A 15,348-nucleotide genomic window follows, 5' to 3' on the forward strand; every position below is an offset into this window, starting at 1 on the left:
CGGGCGCCTCAGGCACCCGGTGCGGCGGCCCTGAGGTAGAGCTCCTGGATTGCATGCTCGGCCTGCTGCGCCTCCACGCCCTGCCTCGCGCCCGTGCGGATGGCGGCGACAAGTGCCTCCACCTCGTGGAGCGGCAGGTAGCCGTTCCTGGCGCGACCGAACGCGACCTTCGCCGATCGACCTTGCGCGTCCATGCCGGCGAAGAGCGTCGAGACGGCCGACATGCCGCTCGACTCGGCGGCGAGCCGCAGCTGCCTGGCGGACGCCAGGTCGACCCGGTGGGTCGAGAACGCACCCGGCCGTACGGTCAGCTCCGTGCCCTCGAGGTGCGCGCCGGCACGGAAGACGCGGAGGAGACCCCAGACGAGAGCGACCAGCAGGCCGAGCAGGAGCAGCCCGATGAACAGCGGTCCCGCGACCGACATGGCTCCGCCGAAGCGGGAGAAGGCCGAGGCGATGATGGGACCGAGGGGCAGCACCATCAGGACGACGACGGGCACCAGGACGATGAGCAGGATCCTCCCGAACGACGGCAGGCCCGCGGCGGTCAGCGTCAGTCGGGTGGTCGGTGGGGTGGTCACGGGGACATCGAACCATGTGACCGCTAGCGGCTCACTAGCGCCGCGCTAGCGGCTCAGAGATAGCGCCGGGCGCCGCGGATGAAGCCGTCGGCGTACGTGTCGGCCGGGAAGTCGCCGAGGTAGTAAGACCGCGCCTCCCGCCTGACCTGCCCGAGCGGGTCGGTCTTGAGCAGGTTGTCGAGCACGTCGTCGACGTTCGACAGGTTGCGGCGCAGGACGTACGCGGCCCGCGCCAGGGGGAACGAGTCGGTGAACTCCCCACGCTCGTCGACCATGTCGGTGATGGCGAACGGCTTCTCGGAGAACAGGAAGTCGGACACGACGCTCGACACGTCGGACACGAGCACGTCGGCCCTGTTGAAGCACTCCACGATGCCGATCTCGGTGGTCGCGGCCGCGCCGAACAGGTGCTTGCGGCCGGTCTTCTGCGCGTCGGCGGCGAGCATCTGCTGCAGTGTGCTGAGCTGTCGTGCCGAGGCCGGGTCCTTGGACGTGAACGGGTGCGCGCGCAGGATGATCGTCGTGTCGCGCTCGAGCAGCTTGCCGAGCAGCTTCTTCCCCACCGGCAGCGAGCAGTAGTTGACGTCCTCGGAGTAGCCCCGCCAGGTCGGCGCGTACAGCACGACCTTGTGGTCGCTGTCGTCCGCGCTGCGCTCGGTGACGCGGATCGTCTCGACCTGGGGCCGGCCGACGATGTCGAACTTCGACTCGGGGATCTGGATGCCGTGCTTGCGGTACCGGTCGATCCCCGCCTGTCCCGCCACGAAGATCCGGTCGTACATCCCGGTGACCGGGTTGAAGCTCGGCGGCTTGTCGCTGTCGCCGTGCAGCAGCTGGATGTGGGTGAGGTGCCGCAGCCGGACGAACTGGCTGTTCTTCATGCCGTTGTTGACGTAGAACGCCGCGTTCAGGCCCTCGACGGCGACGTTGTCGAGGCTCGCGATCGAGTGGCAGACCACGACGGGGGCCGAGGTCAGGTCGGTGATCGTGTCGAACGCGTGGGTCTCGCGCAGCACCACGACGAACGGCTTGCCCAGCCGCTCGAAGTACGGCAGCCACATCTCGAACTGGTAGAGCACGCCGAGCGGCCCGCTGAAGTAGACGGCGAACGCGGGCCCGTACGCCTCCAGGGCCTTGCCGAGCTCCGCCCAGGTCTGCTCGCTGCGGTTGCGCAGGTGTCGCGCGTCGAGCAGCAGCGCCCCGACGCCGAGCACCAGCGCGATGCTCACGAGCATCAGCGGCCAGCTCGGCAGCCTCGGCACGGCGAACGCGCCGAGCAGCACGATCATGCCGGTGTTGGCGTGGAACACGATCTGCGGGTCGGCGAACGCTCCCTTGCGCGTGGCGAAGCCGGGCAGGTTGGCGATCGAGAACTGCGCCGACGACACCACGCGCCTGATCATGCTCTCGTGCATGATCAGCATCACCAGCAGCGCGGCGGCCACGAGCAGGCCGTAGTCGTTGCCGTCCTCGAGCTCGGGGACGTACGCCGCGAGTAGGCCGCAGGTGACGAGGATGCGCGCGGCGACGGCCTTGCCCAGCCCGGCCGTGCGGTTGCGGTACCAGGCGATGGCGAGCGCGGCCGCGCCGATCACGAAGCCGAGCCAGGTGAGCGGGCTCAGGGCGAGGAGAGCGAACGAGGCGATGGCCAGCGCGTTGAGGCCGAACATGCGTACGAGGTTCTGCGCACGGCGGATCACGTAACGGAGGCCTTCCCTGATGGTGCTGGAGCGCGCATTCCGGCGGCTCACATCCTGACGATGAGGTTCTGACTGTCGACGAAGCGTCCGGTGTCCGAGGCGAGCATCTCGATGACCGCGGCGACGTCGCCCGGCTGCATGATCGTGGACGGATCCTCGTCAGGAGCAAGCGTACGGCGCAGGTCGGTGGCGCACCGGCCAGGGGAGAGGCAGACGACCCGGGTGCCGTAGATCTTGAGCTCCTCCTTCATCACCTCGGACATGGTGATGAGCGCCGACTTCGACGCGGAGTAGGTGAGCCAACCGGGCCGGCCGCCGAGACCGGCGGTGGAGGCGATGTTGACCACGAGGTCGAACGTGTTGCCGAGTCTGAGCAGCTCCTGGACGATCGTGAAGGGCGCGTACAGGTTGACCGCCATCGTGCGCTCGAACGAGCCGAAGTCGATCTGCTGGATGGCCTTGGGGTCGGTGTAGCCGGCGTTGTTGACGAGGACCTCGACGTGCTCGTGCCGGTGCATGACCTCGCCCATCAGCGCGACGAGGGCGTCGCGGTCGGCCAGGTCGATGTCGTAGCGGTGCAGCACCTTGTCGTGCGGGTTGTCGGCCGCGAGCTCGTCGAGGGTCTCGTCGAACGCCTCGGACGACCGGGCGAGCAGGACCAGCTCGGTCACCGCGTTGTCGGTGTGGAAGAAGCGGCGAACGGTTTCGCGTCCGATACCCTTGGAAGCCCCTGTGACCAGCATCGTCTGTGGCTTCGTCATCGGTGCACGGCCTCCAGCGGCACGGAGTTGAACGACGGGCGTCACCTGCGTGAACGCCACGAGCGTAGCGTGCCGGACTCGGTGGGTAGGCACACCGGGGTCGTCCGGCCGGGGCGCGTAGCCTTCTGGTCGGACCGAGGAGATGAGGAGCGGGTGGTGCTGAGCAGGGTGCTGGGTCAGGTCGCGGATTCGGCGCGGTTGAAGCACGTCGTCGAGACCGCACCGGTGTCGCGCGGGGTCGTCAAGCGGTTCGTCGCGGGCGATCTGGAGGCCGACGCCGTCGCCGTGACCCGCGACATCACGGACACCGGTCTCCTGGTGACGCTCGACCACCTCGGCGAGGACACCACCGACCTCGAGCAGGCGTCGCGCACGGCGGAGGCGTATGTCTCCGTGCTCCACCGGCTCGCCGCGGAGGGGCTCGCGACGCACGCCGAGGTGTCGGTGAAGCTGTCGGCGGTCGGCCAGGCGCTGTCGATCGTCGGCGACGGGCACAAGATCGCGCTCGAGCACGCTCACCGGATCTGCGCCGCGGCGAAGGATTCCGGCACGACGGTCACCCTCGACATGGAGGACCACACCACCACCGACTCCACGCTGGAGATCCTCACCGAGGTACGCCGTGACTTCCCGTGGGTGGGTGTCGCGCTGCAGAGTTACCTGCGCCGCACCGAGGGCGACTGCCGCGACCTCGCCGGCGCGGGGTCGCGCGTGCGGCTGGTGAAGGGGGCGTACGCCGAGCCCGACTCGGTCGCCTACCAGCGCGGCCGCGACGTCGACCGCGCGTACGTGCGGTGCCTCAAGCTGCTGTTCAACGGCGCCGGGTACCCGATGGTGGCCACGCACGACCCGCGGCTCGTCGAGATCGCGGCATCCCTGGCCGTGCAGTACCACCGCGACCCGTCGTCGTACGAGTTCCAGATGCTCTACGGCGTGCGTCCCGACGAGCAGCGGCGCCTCGGCCAGCGCGGCGAGCAGGTGCGCGTCTACGTGCCGTACGGCGTGCAGTGGTACGGCTACCTGATGCGGCGCATGGCGGAGCGACCGTCCAACGCCATGGTGTTCCTGCGCGCCCTCACCACGAAACGCTGACGTCTGGAGTCTTCGGTCCCATGACAGACAAGGTCGCCGTCCTCGGCGTGGGCAAGATGGGTGAGGCGCTGCTCTCCGGCATGCTGCGCGCGGGCAAGCCGGTCGGTCAGCTGCTCGGCACCACGCGCGGGGCCGAGCGCGCCGACACCCTGCGGGAGCGCTACGGCGTCGCCATGGTCGACAACGCCGAGGCCGTCACGTCCGCCGACACCCTGCTGCTCGCGGTCAAGCCGCAGGACATGGGCGTGCTGCTCGACACCATCGCTCCGCACGTGTCGGCGCACCAGCTGGTGGTGTCCGTCGCCGCGGGCATCCCGACCGCGTTCCTGGAGAGCCGGCTGCCGGCCGGCACCCCCTGCGTCCGCGTCATGTCCAACACCCCGGTGCTGGTCGACGAGGCGATGAGCGCGGTGTCGGCCGGTGCGCACGCCACCGAGGAGCACCTGCGCCGCACCGAGGAGATCCTGCAGCCGGTCGGCAACGTCATGCGCGTGCCCGAGTCGCAGCAGGACGCCGTCACCGCGCTGTCCGGCAGCGGCCCGGCGTACGTCTACTACCTCGTCGAGGCGATGACCGACGCCGGCATCCTGCTCGGCCTGCCCCGCGGGGTGGCGCACGACCTGATCGTCCAGGCCGTCCGCGGCGCCGCCGCGATGCTCGTCGAGTCCGGCGAGCACCCGGTGCGCCTGCGCGAGGCCGTCACCTCGCCCGCGGGCACGACCATCAACGCGATCCGCGAGCTGGAGAACCACGGCGTCCGCGCGGCCGTCCTCGACGCGATCGTCGCCGCCCGCGACCGCTCCCGCGAACTCGCCTCCGGCAGCTGAGGCGCCGCGCCTTCTCCCGTTGATCACGTCAACGTGATCAACGTGGGCTTCACCTCGTGCACGGACGAGGTGAAGCCCGAGTTCGCTGGGTGAAGCAGCCCGTCAGCGCCCGGCCGGCGGCGCCGGGAGCGGCATCAGGCCGAACGCGCATTGCGCCCTGGCCAGCACCGGGGCGGCGAGCTCCGTGGCGTGCTGGGCGCCGAGTGCCAGCGCGGTGTCGACGTAGCCGGGGTCGGCGACGAGCGTCGCGTACCTTTCGCGGACCGGGCGGAGCGCGTCGAGCACGGCGTCGGTCACGTCGGCCTTCAGCTCGCCGTACGTGGCGTACCTGGTGGCCAGATCCTCGGGACCGTCGTCGGAGAACGCCGCCAGCAGGTCGAGCAGGTTGGACACGCCCGGCCTCGCAGCCGGGTCGTACCGCACCTCCCGCTCGCTGTCGGTCACGGCGCGGGCGATCTTCCTGCGTACGACGTCCGGCGGGTCGAGGAGACGGACCGCGCCGAGCGCCTCGTCCGGGTCGGACTTGCTCATCTTGCGTTCCGGCTCCTGCAGGTCCGACAGTCTCGCGGCCACCCGTGGCAGGACGGTCTCGGGCACGACGAACGTCTCGCCGTACCGGTGGTTGAACCGCAGCGCGAGGTCGCGGGCGAGCTCGACGTGTTGGCGCTGGTCGTCGCCGACCGGCACCTCGGTCGTGTCGTACAGCAGGATGTCGGCGGCCATCAGCACCGGGTACGTGAGCAGGCTCGCGCGCACCGACTGCTGCCGGCCGGCCTTCTCGCGGTACTGGATCATCCGTCGCAGCTCGCCGTCGTACGCCGTGCACTCCAGCAGCCAGGTGAGGCCGAGGTGCTCGGGCACGTGGCTCTGCACGAAGACCGTGCAGACCTCCGGGTCGAGCCCGGCCGCGAGCAGCGTGGTGGCGAACTCGCGGGTGCGTACGGCGAGCTGCCGCGGGTCGTGCTCGACGGTCGGCGCGTGCAGGTCGACGACGGAGAAGAGGCAGTCGGCCTCGTACTGCTGCACTGTCCAGCGGCCCACGGCGCCGAGCAGGTTGCCGAGGGTGAGTCGCCCGCTGGGAGCGGTACCGCTGAAGATGCGGCGCTTGCGTGCCATCGTTCCTCCGTCGTACGGGCCTCGCGGAGGTGGGCATGAAAAAGACCGCCTCGGCGAGGCGGCCTCAAGGTGTCGTGCGCTACCCGGCTCGCCTCAACAGGCGAGCCAGCACTGGAGCGATCGGATGCGCACGCGTCCAATCTACCGCACGGGACCGGGGATATCGTCGCGTCATGCCAGGTCCCGTCCGCGTCCGCACCCTGCGCCCCGACGATTGGCGGACGGCGCGTTCCGTCCGGCTCGCCGCCCTCACCGACGCGCCGCTGGCGTTCGCCTCGTCGCTCGACCGCGAACGGGCGAAGGGCGAGGCCGACTGGCGCGAGATGCTGACGCCGGAGCGCGGCGTACGCGCGCTGGCCGAGTGCGACGGCGCCGTCGCCGGGGTCATCGGCGTGTTCAGCAGGGGCGACGACGGCGAGATCATCTGGATGTGGGTCGACCCCGCGTTCCGCGGCCAGGGTGTCGGCGACGCGCTCGTCGCGTACGCGCTCGACTGGTGCTGGAGCCGGGGCCTCGGCTGCCACCTCTGGGTGGCCGACGGCAACGACGTCGCGTGGCGGTTCTACGAGCGGCTCGGTTTCGTGGCGACCGGCGAGCGCCAGCCGCTGCCGAACGACGGCGCCCGCATGGAGTCGCAGATGCGTTACGTGGGCAGCCAGGACCTCCACCCGTGACGGGCACCCGCACCGTGCCAGGACGCGGTGAGGGTGCCCCTCACGGGGTGGACGGATCGTGAGCACCGCCTCGGGGCATCGAGCCGCGATCTCACCGAAGGTGATCGGCGGGAGACTCTGGGTCTTCCGCCGTGATCGTCGTTGCTCGTACGTTCAGCTCGTTACTCGCCCGTGATCCGGGCGGACGAGAGAAGGTGCCCATGAAACGCATGCGATATCTCCTCGCGACGCTGGTGGCCCTCGCCGGCTGCCTCGTCGCCGTCTCACCGGTGTCGGCCGCGCCGCCCCCGGGCGTACCGTCGGCGGCGCCGAGCTTCAAGGCGCCGTTCCCGTGCGGCCAGTCGTGGACGTACTCCCACCACGGTTCCGAGGTACGGCTCGCGCTCGACTTCATCGACAACGCCGGCAACACCAACGGTGCTCCCGCGCTCGCCTCCGCCCCCGGGACGGCGTACCAGCACTCGCAGCCCTCCGGCGCCGGCAGCTGGATCTCCATCGACCACGGCGGCGGCTGGCTGACGTACTACTTCCACCTCCAGTCGTTCTCCGTCGCGAACGGCGCGGCCGTGGCGCAGGGACAGGAGATCGGCAAGGTCGGCTCGTCGGGCAACAGCAGCGGACCTCACCTGCACTACGAGCAGCTGTACAACGGCGGCGGCCAGACCGTCCACATCAACGGCCAGTCGCTGGCCCCGTACCCGGGCAGCTACGGACAGAAGAGCATCACCAGCGACAACGCGTGCGGCGGGCCGGGCAAGCCGTTCCAGACGTGGGGGAGTGGCATCAGGGTGCGCAGCGACGCCTTCCTTTCCTCGCCCGTCGTCACCACCCTGCCCGGGCCGACCGGTGTGTACGTCCTCTGCCAGAAGCAGGGCGACGTGGTGAACGCCGAGGGCTACACGAACGACTGGTGGGCCAAGCTGCGCGACCAGAACGGCTTCATCTCGAACATCTACATCGACACGCCGGAGGCGGTCTTACCCGGCGTGCCCACCTGCTAGCGCAGTGCCGTCGCGCCTCGCCCGCCCGTGCGGGCGGGACGTGACGGCAGGTTGCGAATCGGCCACAAATGGTCTGTTGACGTGGTGTGGACCACCCTGACAGGGCACCCTCCCGGAGAAGCGGGACAGTACTTTTCCGAAGGAGACCCATGAGTCGAAAGATCTTGCCCCGCGTCATCGCGGGCGCGGCGGTGCTCGCGCTCGCCGCGGCGTGCGGCGGTGGTGGCGGTGGCGAAGAAGAGGCCGCGGCGTCGAGCTTCTCGCTGCAGGGGTGCGAGCCCGAGGAGTTCATCACCCCTCATAGCAACGAGCTGTGCGGCGGCCAGATCCTGAAGTTCCTGTTCACCGGTCTCGTCGACTTCGACAAGGACTCCAAGCCGGTCAACGCCATGGCCGAGTCGATCGAGTCGCCCGACCAGAAGGTCTGGACGATCAAGATCAAGAGCGGGTGGAAGTTCCACAACGGCGATGCGGTGACCGCCCAGTCGTTCGCCGATGCATGGAACTACACCGCGTACGGCCCCAACGCGATGAACAACAGCTACTTCATGGAGAAGATCGAGGGCTACGCCGACCTCAACCCCGAGAGCGGCAAGCCGAAGACCGACAAGATGTCCGGTCTCGAGGTGGTCGACGACACGACGCTGAAGGTCACGCTCGACGCGCCGTTCAGCCAGTTCCCGCTCGTGATCGGCTACAGCGCCTTCTCGCCGATGCCGAAGGTCGCGTTCGAGGACATGAAGAAGTTCGAAGAGGCCCCGATCGGCAACGGGCCCTACCGAATGAACGGCAAGTGGCAGCACGACCGCGAGATCAAGATCAAGCGGTACGCCGACTACCAGGGGTCGGAAAAGGGCAAGGTCGAGAACATCGACTACAAGATCTACTCCAACCTCGAGACGGCGTACAACGACCTGCTCGCCGGCAACCTCGACCAGTCGCCGATCCCGCCGACCCGCCTGTCGGGCGCCAAGGCCGAGCTCGGTGACCAGTACTTCCAGGCACCCACGTCGCAGTTCTCGCGGCTGGACTTCCCGATGTACGACAAGAGGTTCCAGAACAAGGACCTGCGTCACGCCCTCTCGATGGCGATCAACCGGCAGGAGATCATCGACAAGATCTTCGCCGGCGCGCACACACCGGCCAAGTCGCTCATCACGCCGGTCGTCGGCGGGCAACGACCCGACGCCTGCAAGGAGTACTGCGACTACAACCCGACGGAGGCCAAGAAGCTGTACCAGAAGTCCGGTGGCCTCAAGGGCACGCTCACTCTCTGGTACAACAGCGACGGTGGCCACGAGGAGTGGATGCAGGCGGTCGCCAACCAGCTGCGCGCCAACCTCGGCATCAAGGACATCAAGCTGAAGCAGCTGCAGCAGGCCGAGTACCTGCCGGCGCAGCGGGCGAAGAAGATGGACGGCCCGTTCCGCAACAGCTGGGTGATGGACTACCCGTCGATGCAGAACTACCTCGAGCCGCTGTACGCGACGGGTGGTTCGGCGAACCGCACGTTCTACAGCAACAAGCAGGTCGACAAGTACATCGACCAGGGCAACCAGAAGGACACGATCGAGGCCGGTTACCCGGACTACTACAAGGCCGAGGACCAGGTACTCGAGGACATGCCGGTCATCCCGCTGTGGTTCCACAACACCCAGCAGGCACGGTCCGACCACATCAAGAACGTCAGGGTCGACCCCTTCAGCGTCGTCGTCCTGACCGACATCGAGATCGCCGACTAGCGCGGGCGCTCACCGCGGGCGGTTCAACGGCGAACGGTCCCGCGGAACGAGGAAGCGGTCCCGGACCCCACAGGGGTCCGGGACCGTCCCCGTTCCGGATATAGGCTGAATGTCCGTTATGTAGGCGAGGCGTGAACTGAGATCACAGGAGTCCCAGAGGGGTCACCAGGTCTCGCTCTTCCCCACTGGTCACTTCACCGGTACCCTCGACCCACACAGTGGGTGGACGGGAAGATGCGAGCTCGATGAGTCCAGGAGACAGGCCCCTCAGCGAGGTCAGGTTCCTTACCGTGGCCGAGGTGGCCACGGTCATGCGCGTGTCCAAGATGACCGTCTACCGGCTGGTCCACTCCGGCGATCTCCCCGCCGTGCGGGTCGGCCGGTCGTACCGGGTGCCCGAGCAGGTCGTGTACGACTACCTGCGTCCCTCCGGGGCGAGCTCGGCTGACACCGCGTAGCACCGCCCGGCCCGGCAACCTGCTCCCGTCAGGTCGACGGTAGGCTGATGCGTCGGCCGCGTGACATCTTTTCCCACGCGCCGTCCCGTCCCGCGCCTGCGGGAAACTGCCAGTCGAAGGAAGACGTCCGTGGGTTCTGTCATCAAGAAGCGTCGCAAGCGCATGGCGAAGAAGAAGCACCGCAAGCTGCTGAAGAAGACGCGGGTGCAGCGACGCCGCCAGGGCAAGTAGCCACGAACCAAGGCACGAGTACGCAGGAGCCGCGGGGAGGAGGACGCGATGGCGAGCGTCGTCCTGGTCACCGGTGTCGCGAGCGAGCCCGGTGTGGCACTCGCGCTCGACCTGGCCGAGCGTCCCGGGGTCGAGCGGGTCATCGGCGTCGACGTCGTCCCGCCGCGCCGTAGCCTTGCCCCCGCGGAGTTCATCCGCGCCGACGTCCGCGGCACGTCGCTGAGCCGGCTGCTCGACGCGTACGAGGTCGACACGGTGGTCCATGCGGGCGTGCTGACCGGGCCCAGCCGGGCCGGTGGACGCACCGCGCAGAAGGAGATCAATGTCATCGGCACGATGCAGCTCCTCGCGGCCTGCCAGCGTGCCGAGCGGCTGACCAAGCTCATCGTCAGGTCGAGCACGGCCGTCTACGGCCTGTCGCCCCGCAACCCGGCCGTCTTCACCGAGGACGAGCCGCCGCGGTCGCCCCCCGGCTCGGGGTTCGCGAAGGACGTCGTCGAGGTCGAGGGCTACACCCGTGGCTTCGCGCGGCGCCGCCCCGACGTCACCGTCACGACGCTGCGCCTCGCCTACCTGCTCGGCGACGACTCCGCGCTCGGGCGCTACCTGACGCTGCCGGTCGTGCCGACGATCCTCGGGTACGACCCGCGGCTGCAGCTGCTGCACCTCGACGACGCGGTGGAGGCGCTCGGCCGGGCCACCGTCGAGGAGCATCCGGGCACCTTCAACGTCGCCGGCGACGGCGTCGTCACGGTGTCGCAGGCCGCGCATCTCGCCGGTCGGCCCACCGTCCCCGTCTTCTGGCCGGCCGTGGGCGGGGTGGCGCGTGCGCTGCGGCGCGCACGCATCGTCGACATCAACCCCGAGCTCGCCGCCACCATCATGCACGCGCACGTCGCCGACACGTCCCGGATGCGGGCCGAGTTCGGCTGGCTGCCGTCGCGGTCGACGAGGCAGGCGCTCGCCGATCACGTTGCCGGCGCCGGCCTGGAGCCGACCGTCCCGGTGTCCCTGCTGCTCGATCGCGCCGAGGAGGTGCTCCGTGCCTGACGCCCAGGTGATCCCGTTCGACGGCGACCGCAGGCGCGACGGCGCGCGATCCGTCCCTGACGACGACCACGCCACCGCGCACGACGACGCCCGCGAGGAGACCGGGGAGACACCGCGGGAGTCCGCCGCAGGCCGCGGGCCACTCGACGGGCTCCTCGGCGATACGTTCGCGTTCCTACGGCGGCGGCTGACCGGCGACTACACCGTCGACGACACCGGGCTCGACACCGACCTGACCGACCACCTCGTGCTGCCCGCCCTGCGCCTGCTCTACGACGGCTGGTTCCGGGTCGACGCGCGTGGGCTCGACAACGTCCCGGCCGACAGCGGTGCGCTCATCGTCGCGAACCACTCCGGGGTGCTCCCGCTCGACGGCCTGATGGTCCAGGTGGCCCTGCACGACCATCACGAGGCGAAGCGCCGGCTGCGGCTGCTCGGTGCCGACTACATCTTCCGCTGGCCCGTCTTCGGACAGCTGGCGCGCAGCAGCGGCGTCACGGTCGCGTGCAACTCCGACGCGGAACGCCTGCTCGCCGCCGGCGAGGTGGTCGGCGTGTTCCCCGAGGGGTTCAAGGGCATCGGCAAGCCGTTCACCGAGCGGTACAAGCTGCAGCGGTTCGGCCGCGGCGGCTTCGTGTCGGCCGCGCTCCGTACGGGCACGCCGATCGTGCCGTGCTCCGTCGTCGGCGCCGAGGAGACCTACCCGTTGCTCGCCGACGTCCGTCCGTTGGCCCGGCTGTTCGGCGCGCCGTACGTGCCGGTCACGCCGACGTTCCCCTGGTTCGGGCCGCTCGGCCTGGTGCCGCTGCCGTCGAAGTGGCAGCTGCAGTTCGGCGAGCCGATCCGCACCGACCGCTACGACGCCGGCGCCGCCGACGACCCGACCCTCGTGCTCGGGCTCACCGACCACATCCGCGAGACGATCCAGCACACGCTCTACGCGATGCTCCTGCGGCGCCGGTCGGTCTTCCGCTCCTGACGGGGTCAGTGGCGGCGCTTGAGGCGCTCGATCTCGATGACGGCGCGCTCCGCCAGTGACCTGCGCCGCCGCTTGCGGACGACGAGGGCGGCGTAGAGCGCGCCGACCGCGGCGCCGGTGATCGCCGCGGCGGGGAGCACCACGCGCAGGGTGCGGCGGGTCGTGCGGAAGTCGTACACCGGCCAGCCGTTGTGCCGCGCGTACTCCGCCAGTGCGGGCTCGGGATTGACCGCGACCGGGCGGCCGACGAGCTCGAGCATCGGCAGGTCGTTGATCGAGTCGCTGTACGCGGTGCACTTGGCGAGGTCGAGGCCCTCGCGTTCGGCGAGCTCGCGGACGGCGACCGCCTTGGCCTTGCCGTGCATGAACTGACTGAGCTGGCCCGTGTAGACGCCGTCCTCGGTCTTGGCGATAGTGCCGAGCGCGCCGGTGAGGCCGAGCTTCTTCGCGATGATCTCCGCGAGCTCGACCGGTGTCGCCGTGACGAGCCACACCGGCTGGCCGGCGTCGAGGTGCAGGTCGGTGAGGGCTCGGGCTCCCGGCCAGATGCGGTCGGCCATCCGCTCGTCGTAGATCTCCTCGGCCAGCCTGACGACGTCGGTCAGCCGGTGGCCGGCGATGAACGAGAGCGCGGCCTCCTGCGCGTCGGAGATGGTCTTGTTCGTCTCGCCGCGCAGGCGGAACTGCGCCTGCTGCCACGCGAAGCTCGCGATGTCGCGGGTGGTGAAGAAGTCCCTGGCGGCCAGGCCGCGGGCGATGAAGTACAACGACGCGCCCTGCATCACCGTGTTGTCGACGTCGAAGAAGGCCGCCGCGCCCGGCCCCTGCTCGAGCAGGCCGAGCTGGCTCGCGTGGACGTGCGCGATGACCTGCTCGGAACTCAGGGGATCGTCGTGCTGTCCTGCGCCGTCGGTGGGGGCGTCGCCGTCTCGCCGGAACTTGGGCATGCGCCGAGCTTAGTGCCCTAGCCGTCGCCTTCGGTGGACGTGGCGTCGGCGGCCGTGCGCTCGGCGTCGGGCGCCACCTCGTCGCCGGAGGAGGTCGACTCGTCGGCCGACGTGGTCGAGTCCTGGGAGCCCGTCGAGTCGGACGGCTGCGAGGGCACCCCGGTGGGCTGTGGTGGGCTGGAGGACGGCGAGCCCTCGGAGGGTGTGCCGGTGCCGCTGGGGTCCGTGCCGCCGCTCGAGCCGCCCGTCGTCGACCCGCTGCCGCTCGTGCCGCTGCCGGGCGGCGGGTCGGTGGATCCGCCGTTGCTCGATTCCTGCGAGCTCGAGCTGCCGGAACCGGTCGAGGAGCCGGGTGCCAGGGCGCTGCTCGACGACGACGAGATCGGCGGTGCGCTCGTGCTCGGATCGCCGGCCTGCGTCGACGAGCTGCTACCCGACGACGACGCGGTCTCGCCATCGCAGCTGGCGGACGGCCGGCAGCTCGCCTGCAGCATCGTCGTGGTCTGGCGGCTCAGCTCGCTGACGAGGTCGAGCGACCTGCTGGCCGAGCCGCGCGACGCGCCGGGGAGGCGGGGGAGGAGCGCGCGGATCGCGTCGCTCTGGTCGCGGGTGAACTCGTCGAGGTAGGACAGCGGCTGGGTCTCGCCGGTGGCCTGGTATGCGCTCCGGAGCAGGTGCGCCCCGGAGTCGGTGTAGGTGTTCATGGTGGTCAGGGTGCGGTTGATGAGGCCGGCGACCGACCTGCCGCCCTTGTGTCCGTCTGCCTTGGCCGTCTCGACCGACGGCCAGACACCGCCGTGCTCGACCAGTCGGTCGACCTCCTCGAGCCGGGAGTCGGCGAACCTGAGGTTCTTGCGCCCGCGCTCCTCGTCGGAGTTGACGAAGGCGAGCTGCACGCTCTCGCCGCGCAGCTTGACGCCGTACAGCGTGTCGCCGGGCAGTGCGCTCATGGTGCCCACGCCGATGCCGGTGATGGCGACCGCCGCCGTCACCATGACGGTCGTCGAGGCCAGGCCGCGCCTGATGCGGAGGTGGTCGAGCCACTCGAGCACGGCCGCCCGGCGAGACGTGACCGGCGTGGTGGTCGCGGCGGTCTCGAGCCGGCGGCGGATGGCCTGCCGGAGGTCGCCGCCGGGACGCAGTGGCACGGCACGGAGGGCGTTGGCGAGGGTGACCAGGCGGGACACCGACGGGCCTGGTGTGGCGCCGCCGTCGACGGCACGCGAGAACTCACGCGTGCGCCGCCGGCCCGGCAGCTTCCTCATGGGTGACGCTCCACTGTGCCCGATCCCGCTCGACCCGAATCCTTCATCTCCCGCTCGCCCAACCTGGAAACGAGTGGTCGGGGCCGGGGGTTACGGGCGACGCCGTTCTGGTGCGCGGAGTATTCGTTCACCGAAGGTCGTCGGGGACGAGCCGGCCGAGCGCCCGGACGGCTCGATACTGGAGCGCCTTGACCGCGCCCTCGTTCCTGCCCATGATCCGCGCGGTCTCGGCGACCGACAGGCCCTGCAGGAAGCGGAGCACGATGCACTCCTGCTGCTCGGGGCCGAGCTGCTTGACCGCCTCGATCAGCGCGACGTTGGTGAACGCCTTGAGCACGGCGTTCTCCGGGCTCTCCTCGATGCGGTCGCTGTCGAGCATGTCGGCGGTCGTCACCTCGAGCCGGTAGCGCGAGGATTTGAAGTGGTCGGCGACGATGTTGCGCGCGATGGTGACGAGCCAGGCGCCGAAGTCGCGGCCCTGCCAGGTGAAGCTGTCGAGGCGGCGCAGCGCGCGGAGGAAGGTCTCGCTGACGACGTCCTCGGCCAGCTGTTGGGAGCCGACCCGGAAATAGACGTAGCGGTAGACGAGGTCGGCGTACCGCTCGTACAGGCCGGCGAACGCGGCCATGTCCTGCGCCTGTGCCGCGTGGATGAGGGCGACGATCTCGGCCTGGTCGGCGTCGACCGCGGCGGGTGGCGCGGTCTCCCTGCGTGCACGGCGCCTGAGGCGTACCGGCGCGGTGAACCCGGGCAGGAAGGCCCCGGGGTCGACGGTCGCCTCGGAACGGGCGATGAGTGCCCCGCCTCCCGCGACGGCGACGGCGGGCTGGAACGGTCCGAGGAACATCGGTTCGAGGCGGGCGGCGAGCTGCCTGGCGGCCTGGGCCGCGAGGGCGCGCAGCTGCTGAAGGCCGTGCGGTAGCC

Annotated in this window: 16 protein-coding genes; 9 read left to right on the forward strand and 7 right to left on the reverse strand. The window is 70.0% G+C overall.

From position 1 onward, the window contains the following. Positions 1–8 precede the first annotated feature (8 nt). From GEV10_07925 to GEV10_07935, 3 genes are read right to left on the reverse strand one after another with little or no spacing between them, the layout of a single operon-like run. Positions 9–581 carry a hypothetical protein gene (locus tag GEV10_07925; GenBank protein ID MQA78391.1) on the reverse strand — a complete coding sequence of 191 codons (573 nt, stop codon included), beginning with the start codon at positions 579–581 and terminating at the stop codon, positions 9–11. Between the two features lie 53 nt (positions 582–634). Next, positions 635–2,332: a CDP-glycerol glycerophosphotransferase gene (locus GEV10_07930; GenBank protein MQA78392.1), complete on the reverse strand. Its 1,698-nt coding sequence runs from the start codon at positions 2,330–2,332 to the stop codon at positions 635–637. Beyond that, positions 2,329–3,024, reverse strand: coding sequence for an SDR family NAD(P)-dependent oxidoreductase (locus tag GEV10_07935; protein ID MQA78393.1), 696 nt, complete (start codon positions 3,022–3,024; stop codon positions 2,329–2,331). The genes GEV10_07930 and GEV10_07935 overlap by 4 nt, the downstream gene beginning before the upstream one ends. Positions 3,025–3,198: 174 nt before the next feature. Here GEV10_07935 and GEV10_07940 point away from each other — a divergent pair, with 174 nt between their 5' ends. Next, complete coding sequence (locus GEV10_07940; protein ID MQA78394.1) at positions 3,199–4,134, forward strand: proline dehydrogenase; 936 nt, start codon at positions 3,199–3,201, stop codon at positions 4,132–4,134. Between the two features lie 20 nt (positions 4,135–4,154). Then, positions 4,155–4,961 carry a pyrroline-5-carboxylate reductase gene (gene proC, locus GEV10_07945; protein ID MQA78395.1) on the forward strand — a complete coding sequence of 269 codons (807 nt, stop codon included), beginning with the start codon at positions 4,155–4,157 and terminating at the stop codon, positions 4,959–4,961. Between the two features lie 102 nt (positions 4,962–5,063). On the opposite strand, the gene trpS is transcribed toward proC, so the two are convergent. Then, entirely contained in the window at positions 5,064–6,077 is a 1,014-nt protein-coding gene (gene trpS, locus GEV10_07950; GenBank protein ID MQA78396.1) for a tryptophan--tRNA ligase, read from the reverse strand. 35 nt (positions 6,078–6,112) lie between these two features. On the opposite strand from trpS, the gene GEV10_07955 reads away from it, so the two are divergent. The 7 genes from GEV10_07955 to GEV10_07985 all read left to right on the forward strand — a co-directional run bounded on the left by GEV10_07955 (position 6,113) and on the right by GEV10_07985 (position 12,212). Further along, on the forward strand, positions 6,113–6,751 hold the full coding sequence (locus GEV10_07955) for a GNAT family N-acetyltransferase (GenBank protein MQA78397.1): 639 nt from the start codon (positions 6,113–6,115) through the stop codon (positions 6,749–6,751). Between the two features lie 200 nt (positions 6,752–6,951). After that, positions 6,952–7,752 carry a peptidoglycan DD-metalloendopeptidase family protein gene (locus GEV10_07960; GenBank protein ID MQA78398.1) on the forward strand — a complete coding sequence of 267 codons (801 nt, stop codon included), beginning with the start codon at positions 6,952–6,954 and terminating at the stop codon, positions 7,750–7,752. Positions 7,753–7,901: 149 nt separating this feature from the next. After that, positions 7,902–9,494, forward strand: a complete 1,593-nt coding sequence (locus GEV10_07965) for an ABC transporter substrate-binding protein (GenBank protein MQA78399.1) — start codon at positions 7,902–7,904, stop codon at positions 9,492–9,494. Between the two features lie 245 nt (positions 9,495–9,739). Next, positions 9,740–9,952: a helix-turn-helix domain-containing protein gene (locus GEV10_07970; protein MQA78400.1), complete on the forward strand. Its 213-nt coding sequence runs from the start codon at positions 9,740–9,742 to the stop codon at positions 9,950–9,952. Positions 9,953–10,081: 129 nt separating this feature from the next. Then, positions 10,082–10,183, forward strand: a complete 102-nt coding sequence (locus GEV10_07975) for an AURKAIP1/COX24 domain-containing protein (GenBank protein MQA78401.1) — start codon at positions 10,082–10,084, stop codon at positions 10,181–10,183. 48 nt (positions 10,184–10,231) lie between these two features. After that, positions 10,232–11,233 carry an NAD-dependent epimerase/dehydratase family protein gene (locus GEV10_07980; GenBank protein MQA78402.1) on the forward strand — a complete coding sequence of 334 codons (1,002 nt, stop codon included), beginning with the start codon at positions 10,232–10,234 and terminating at the stop codon, positions 11,231–11,233. Continuing rightward, on the forward strand, positions 11,226–12,212 hold the full coding sequence (locus tag GEV10_07985) for a glycerol acyltransferase (protein ID MQA78403.1): 987 nt from the start codon (positions 11,226–11,228) through the stop codon (positions 12,210–12,212). The genes GEV10_07980 and GEV10_07985 overlap by 8 nt, the downstream gene beginning before the upstream one ends. A gap of 5 nt (positions 12,213–12,217) precedes the next feature. On the opposite strand, the gene GEV10_07990 is transcribed toward GEV10_07985, so the two are convergent. The 3 genes from GEV10_07990 to GEV10_08000 form a co-directional block, all read right to left on the reverse strand. Next, positions 12,218–13,159 (reverse strand): HAD-IB family hydrolase, encoded by a 942-nt coding sequence (locus tag GEV10_07990; protein MQA78404.1) that lies wholly within the window; start codon positions 13,157–13,159, stop codon positions 12,218–12,220. Positions 13,160–13,176: 17 nt separating this feature from the next. Beyond that, positions 13,177–14,424, reverse strand: a complete 1,248-nt coding sequence (locus tag GEV10_07995) for a hypothetical protein (GenBank protein ID MQA78405.1) — start codon at positions 14,422–14,424, stop codon at positions 13,177–13,179. Positions 14,425–14,551: 127 nt separating this feature from the next. Continuing rightward, positions 14,552–15,271 carry a sigma-70 family RNA polymerase sigma factor gene (locus GEV10_08000; protein MQA78406.1) on the reverse strand — a complete coding sequence of 240 codons (720 nt, stop codon included), beginning with the start codon at positions 15,269–15,271 and terminating at the stop codon, positions 14,552–14,554. Positions 15,272–15,348: the final 77 nt, after the last annotated feature.

The sequence above is a fragment of the Streptosporangiales bacterium genome, assembly GCA_009379955.1.
Classification (GTDB): domain Bacteria; phylum Actinomycetota; class Actinomycetes; order Streptosporangiales; family WHST01; genus WHST01.

Bases quoted from the DNA above. Each gene is read 5' to 3' on its own strand.
- GEV10_07935 (MQA78393.1), bottom strand. From the start codon at position 3,024: ATGCTGGTCACAGGGGCTTCCAAGGGTATCGGACGCGAAACCGTTCGC.
- proC (MQA78395.1), top strand. From the start codon at position 4,155: ATGACAGACAAGGTCGCCGTCCTCGGCGTGGGCAAGATGGGTGAGGCG.
- trpS (MQA78396.1), bottom strand. From the start codon at position 6,077: ATGGCACGCAAGCGCCGCATCTTCAGCGGTACCGCTCCCAGCGGGCGA.
- GEV10_07955 (MQA78397.1), top strand. From the start codon at position 6,113: ATGAAAAAGACCGCCTCGGCGAGGCGGCCTCAAGGTGTCGTGCGCTAC.
- GEV10_07960 (MQA78398.1), top strand. From the start codon at position 6,952: ATGAAACGCATGCGATATCTCCTCGCGACGCTGGTGGCCCTCGCCGGC.
- GEV10_07965 (MQA78399.1), top strand. From the start codon at position 7,902: ATGAGTCGAAAGATCTTGCCCCGCGTCATCGCGGGCGCGGCGGTGCTC.
- GEV10_07970 (MQA78400.1), top strand. From the start codon at position 9,740: ATGAGTCCAGGAGACAGGCCCCTCAGCGAGGTCAGGTTCCTTACCGTG.
- GEV10_07980 (MQA78402.1), top strand. From the start codon at position 10,232: ATGGCGAGCGTCGTCCTGGTCACCGGTGTCGCGAGCGAGCCCGGTGTG.
- GEV10_07990 (MQA78404.1), bottom strand. From the start codon at position 13,159: ATGCCCAAGTTCCGGCGAGACGGCGACGCCCCCACCGACGGCGCAGGA.
- GEV10_07995 (MQA78405.1), bottom strand. From the start codon at position 14,424: ATGAGGAAGCTGCCGGGCCGGCGGCGCACGCGTGAGTTCTCGCGTGCC.
- GEV10_08000 (MQA78406.1), bottom strand. From the start codon at position 15,271: ATGTTCCTCGGACCGTTCCAGCCCGCCGTCGCCGTCGCGGGAGGCGGG.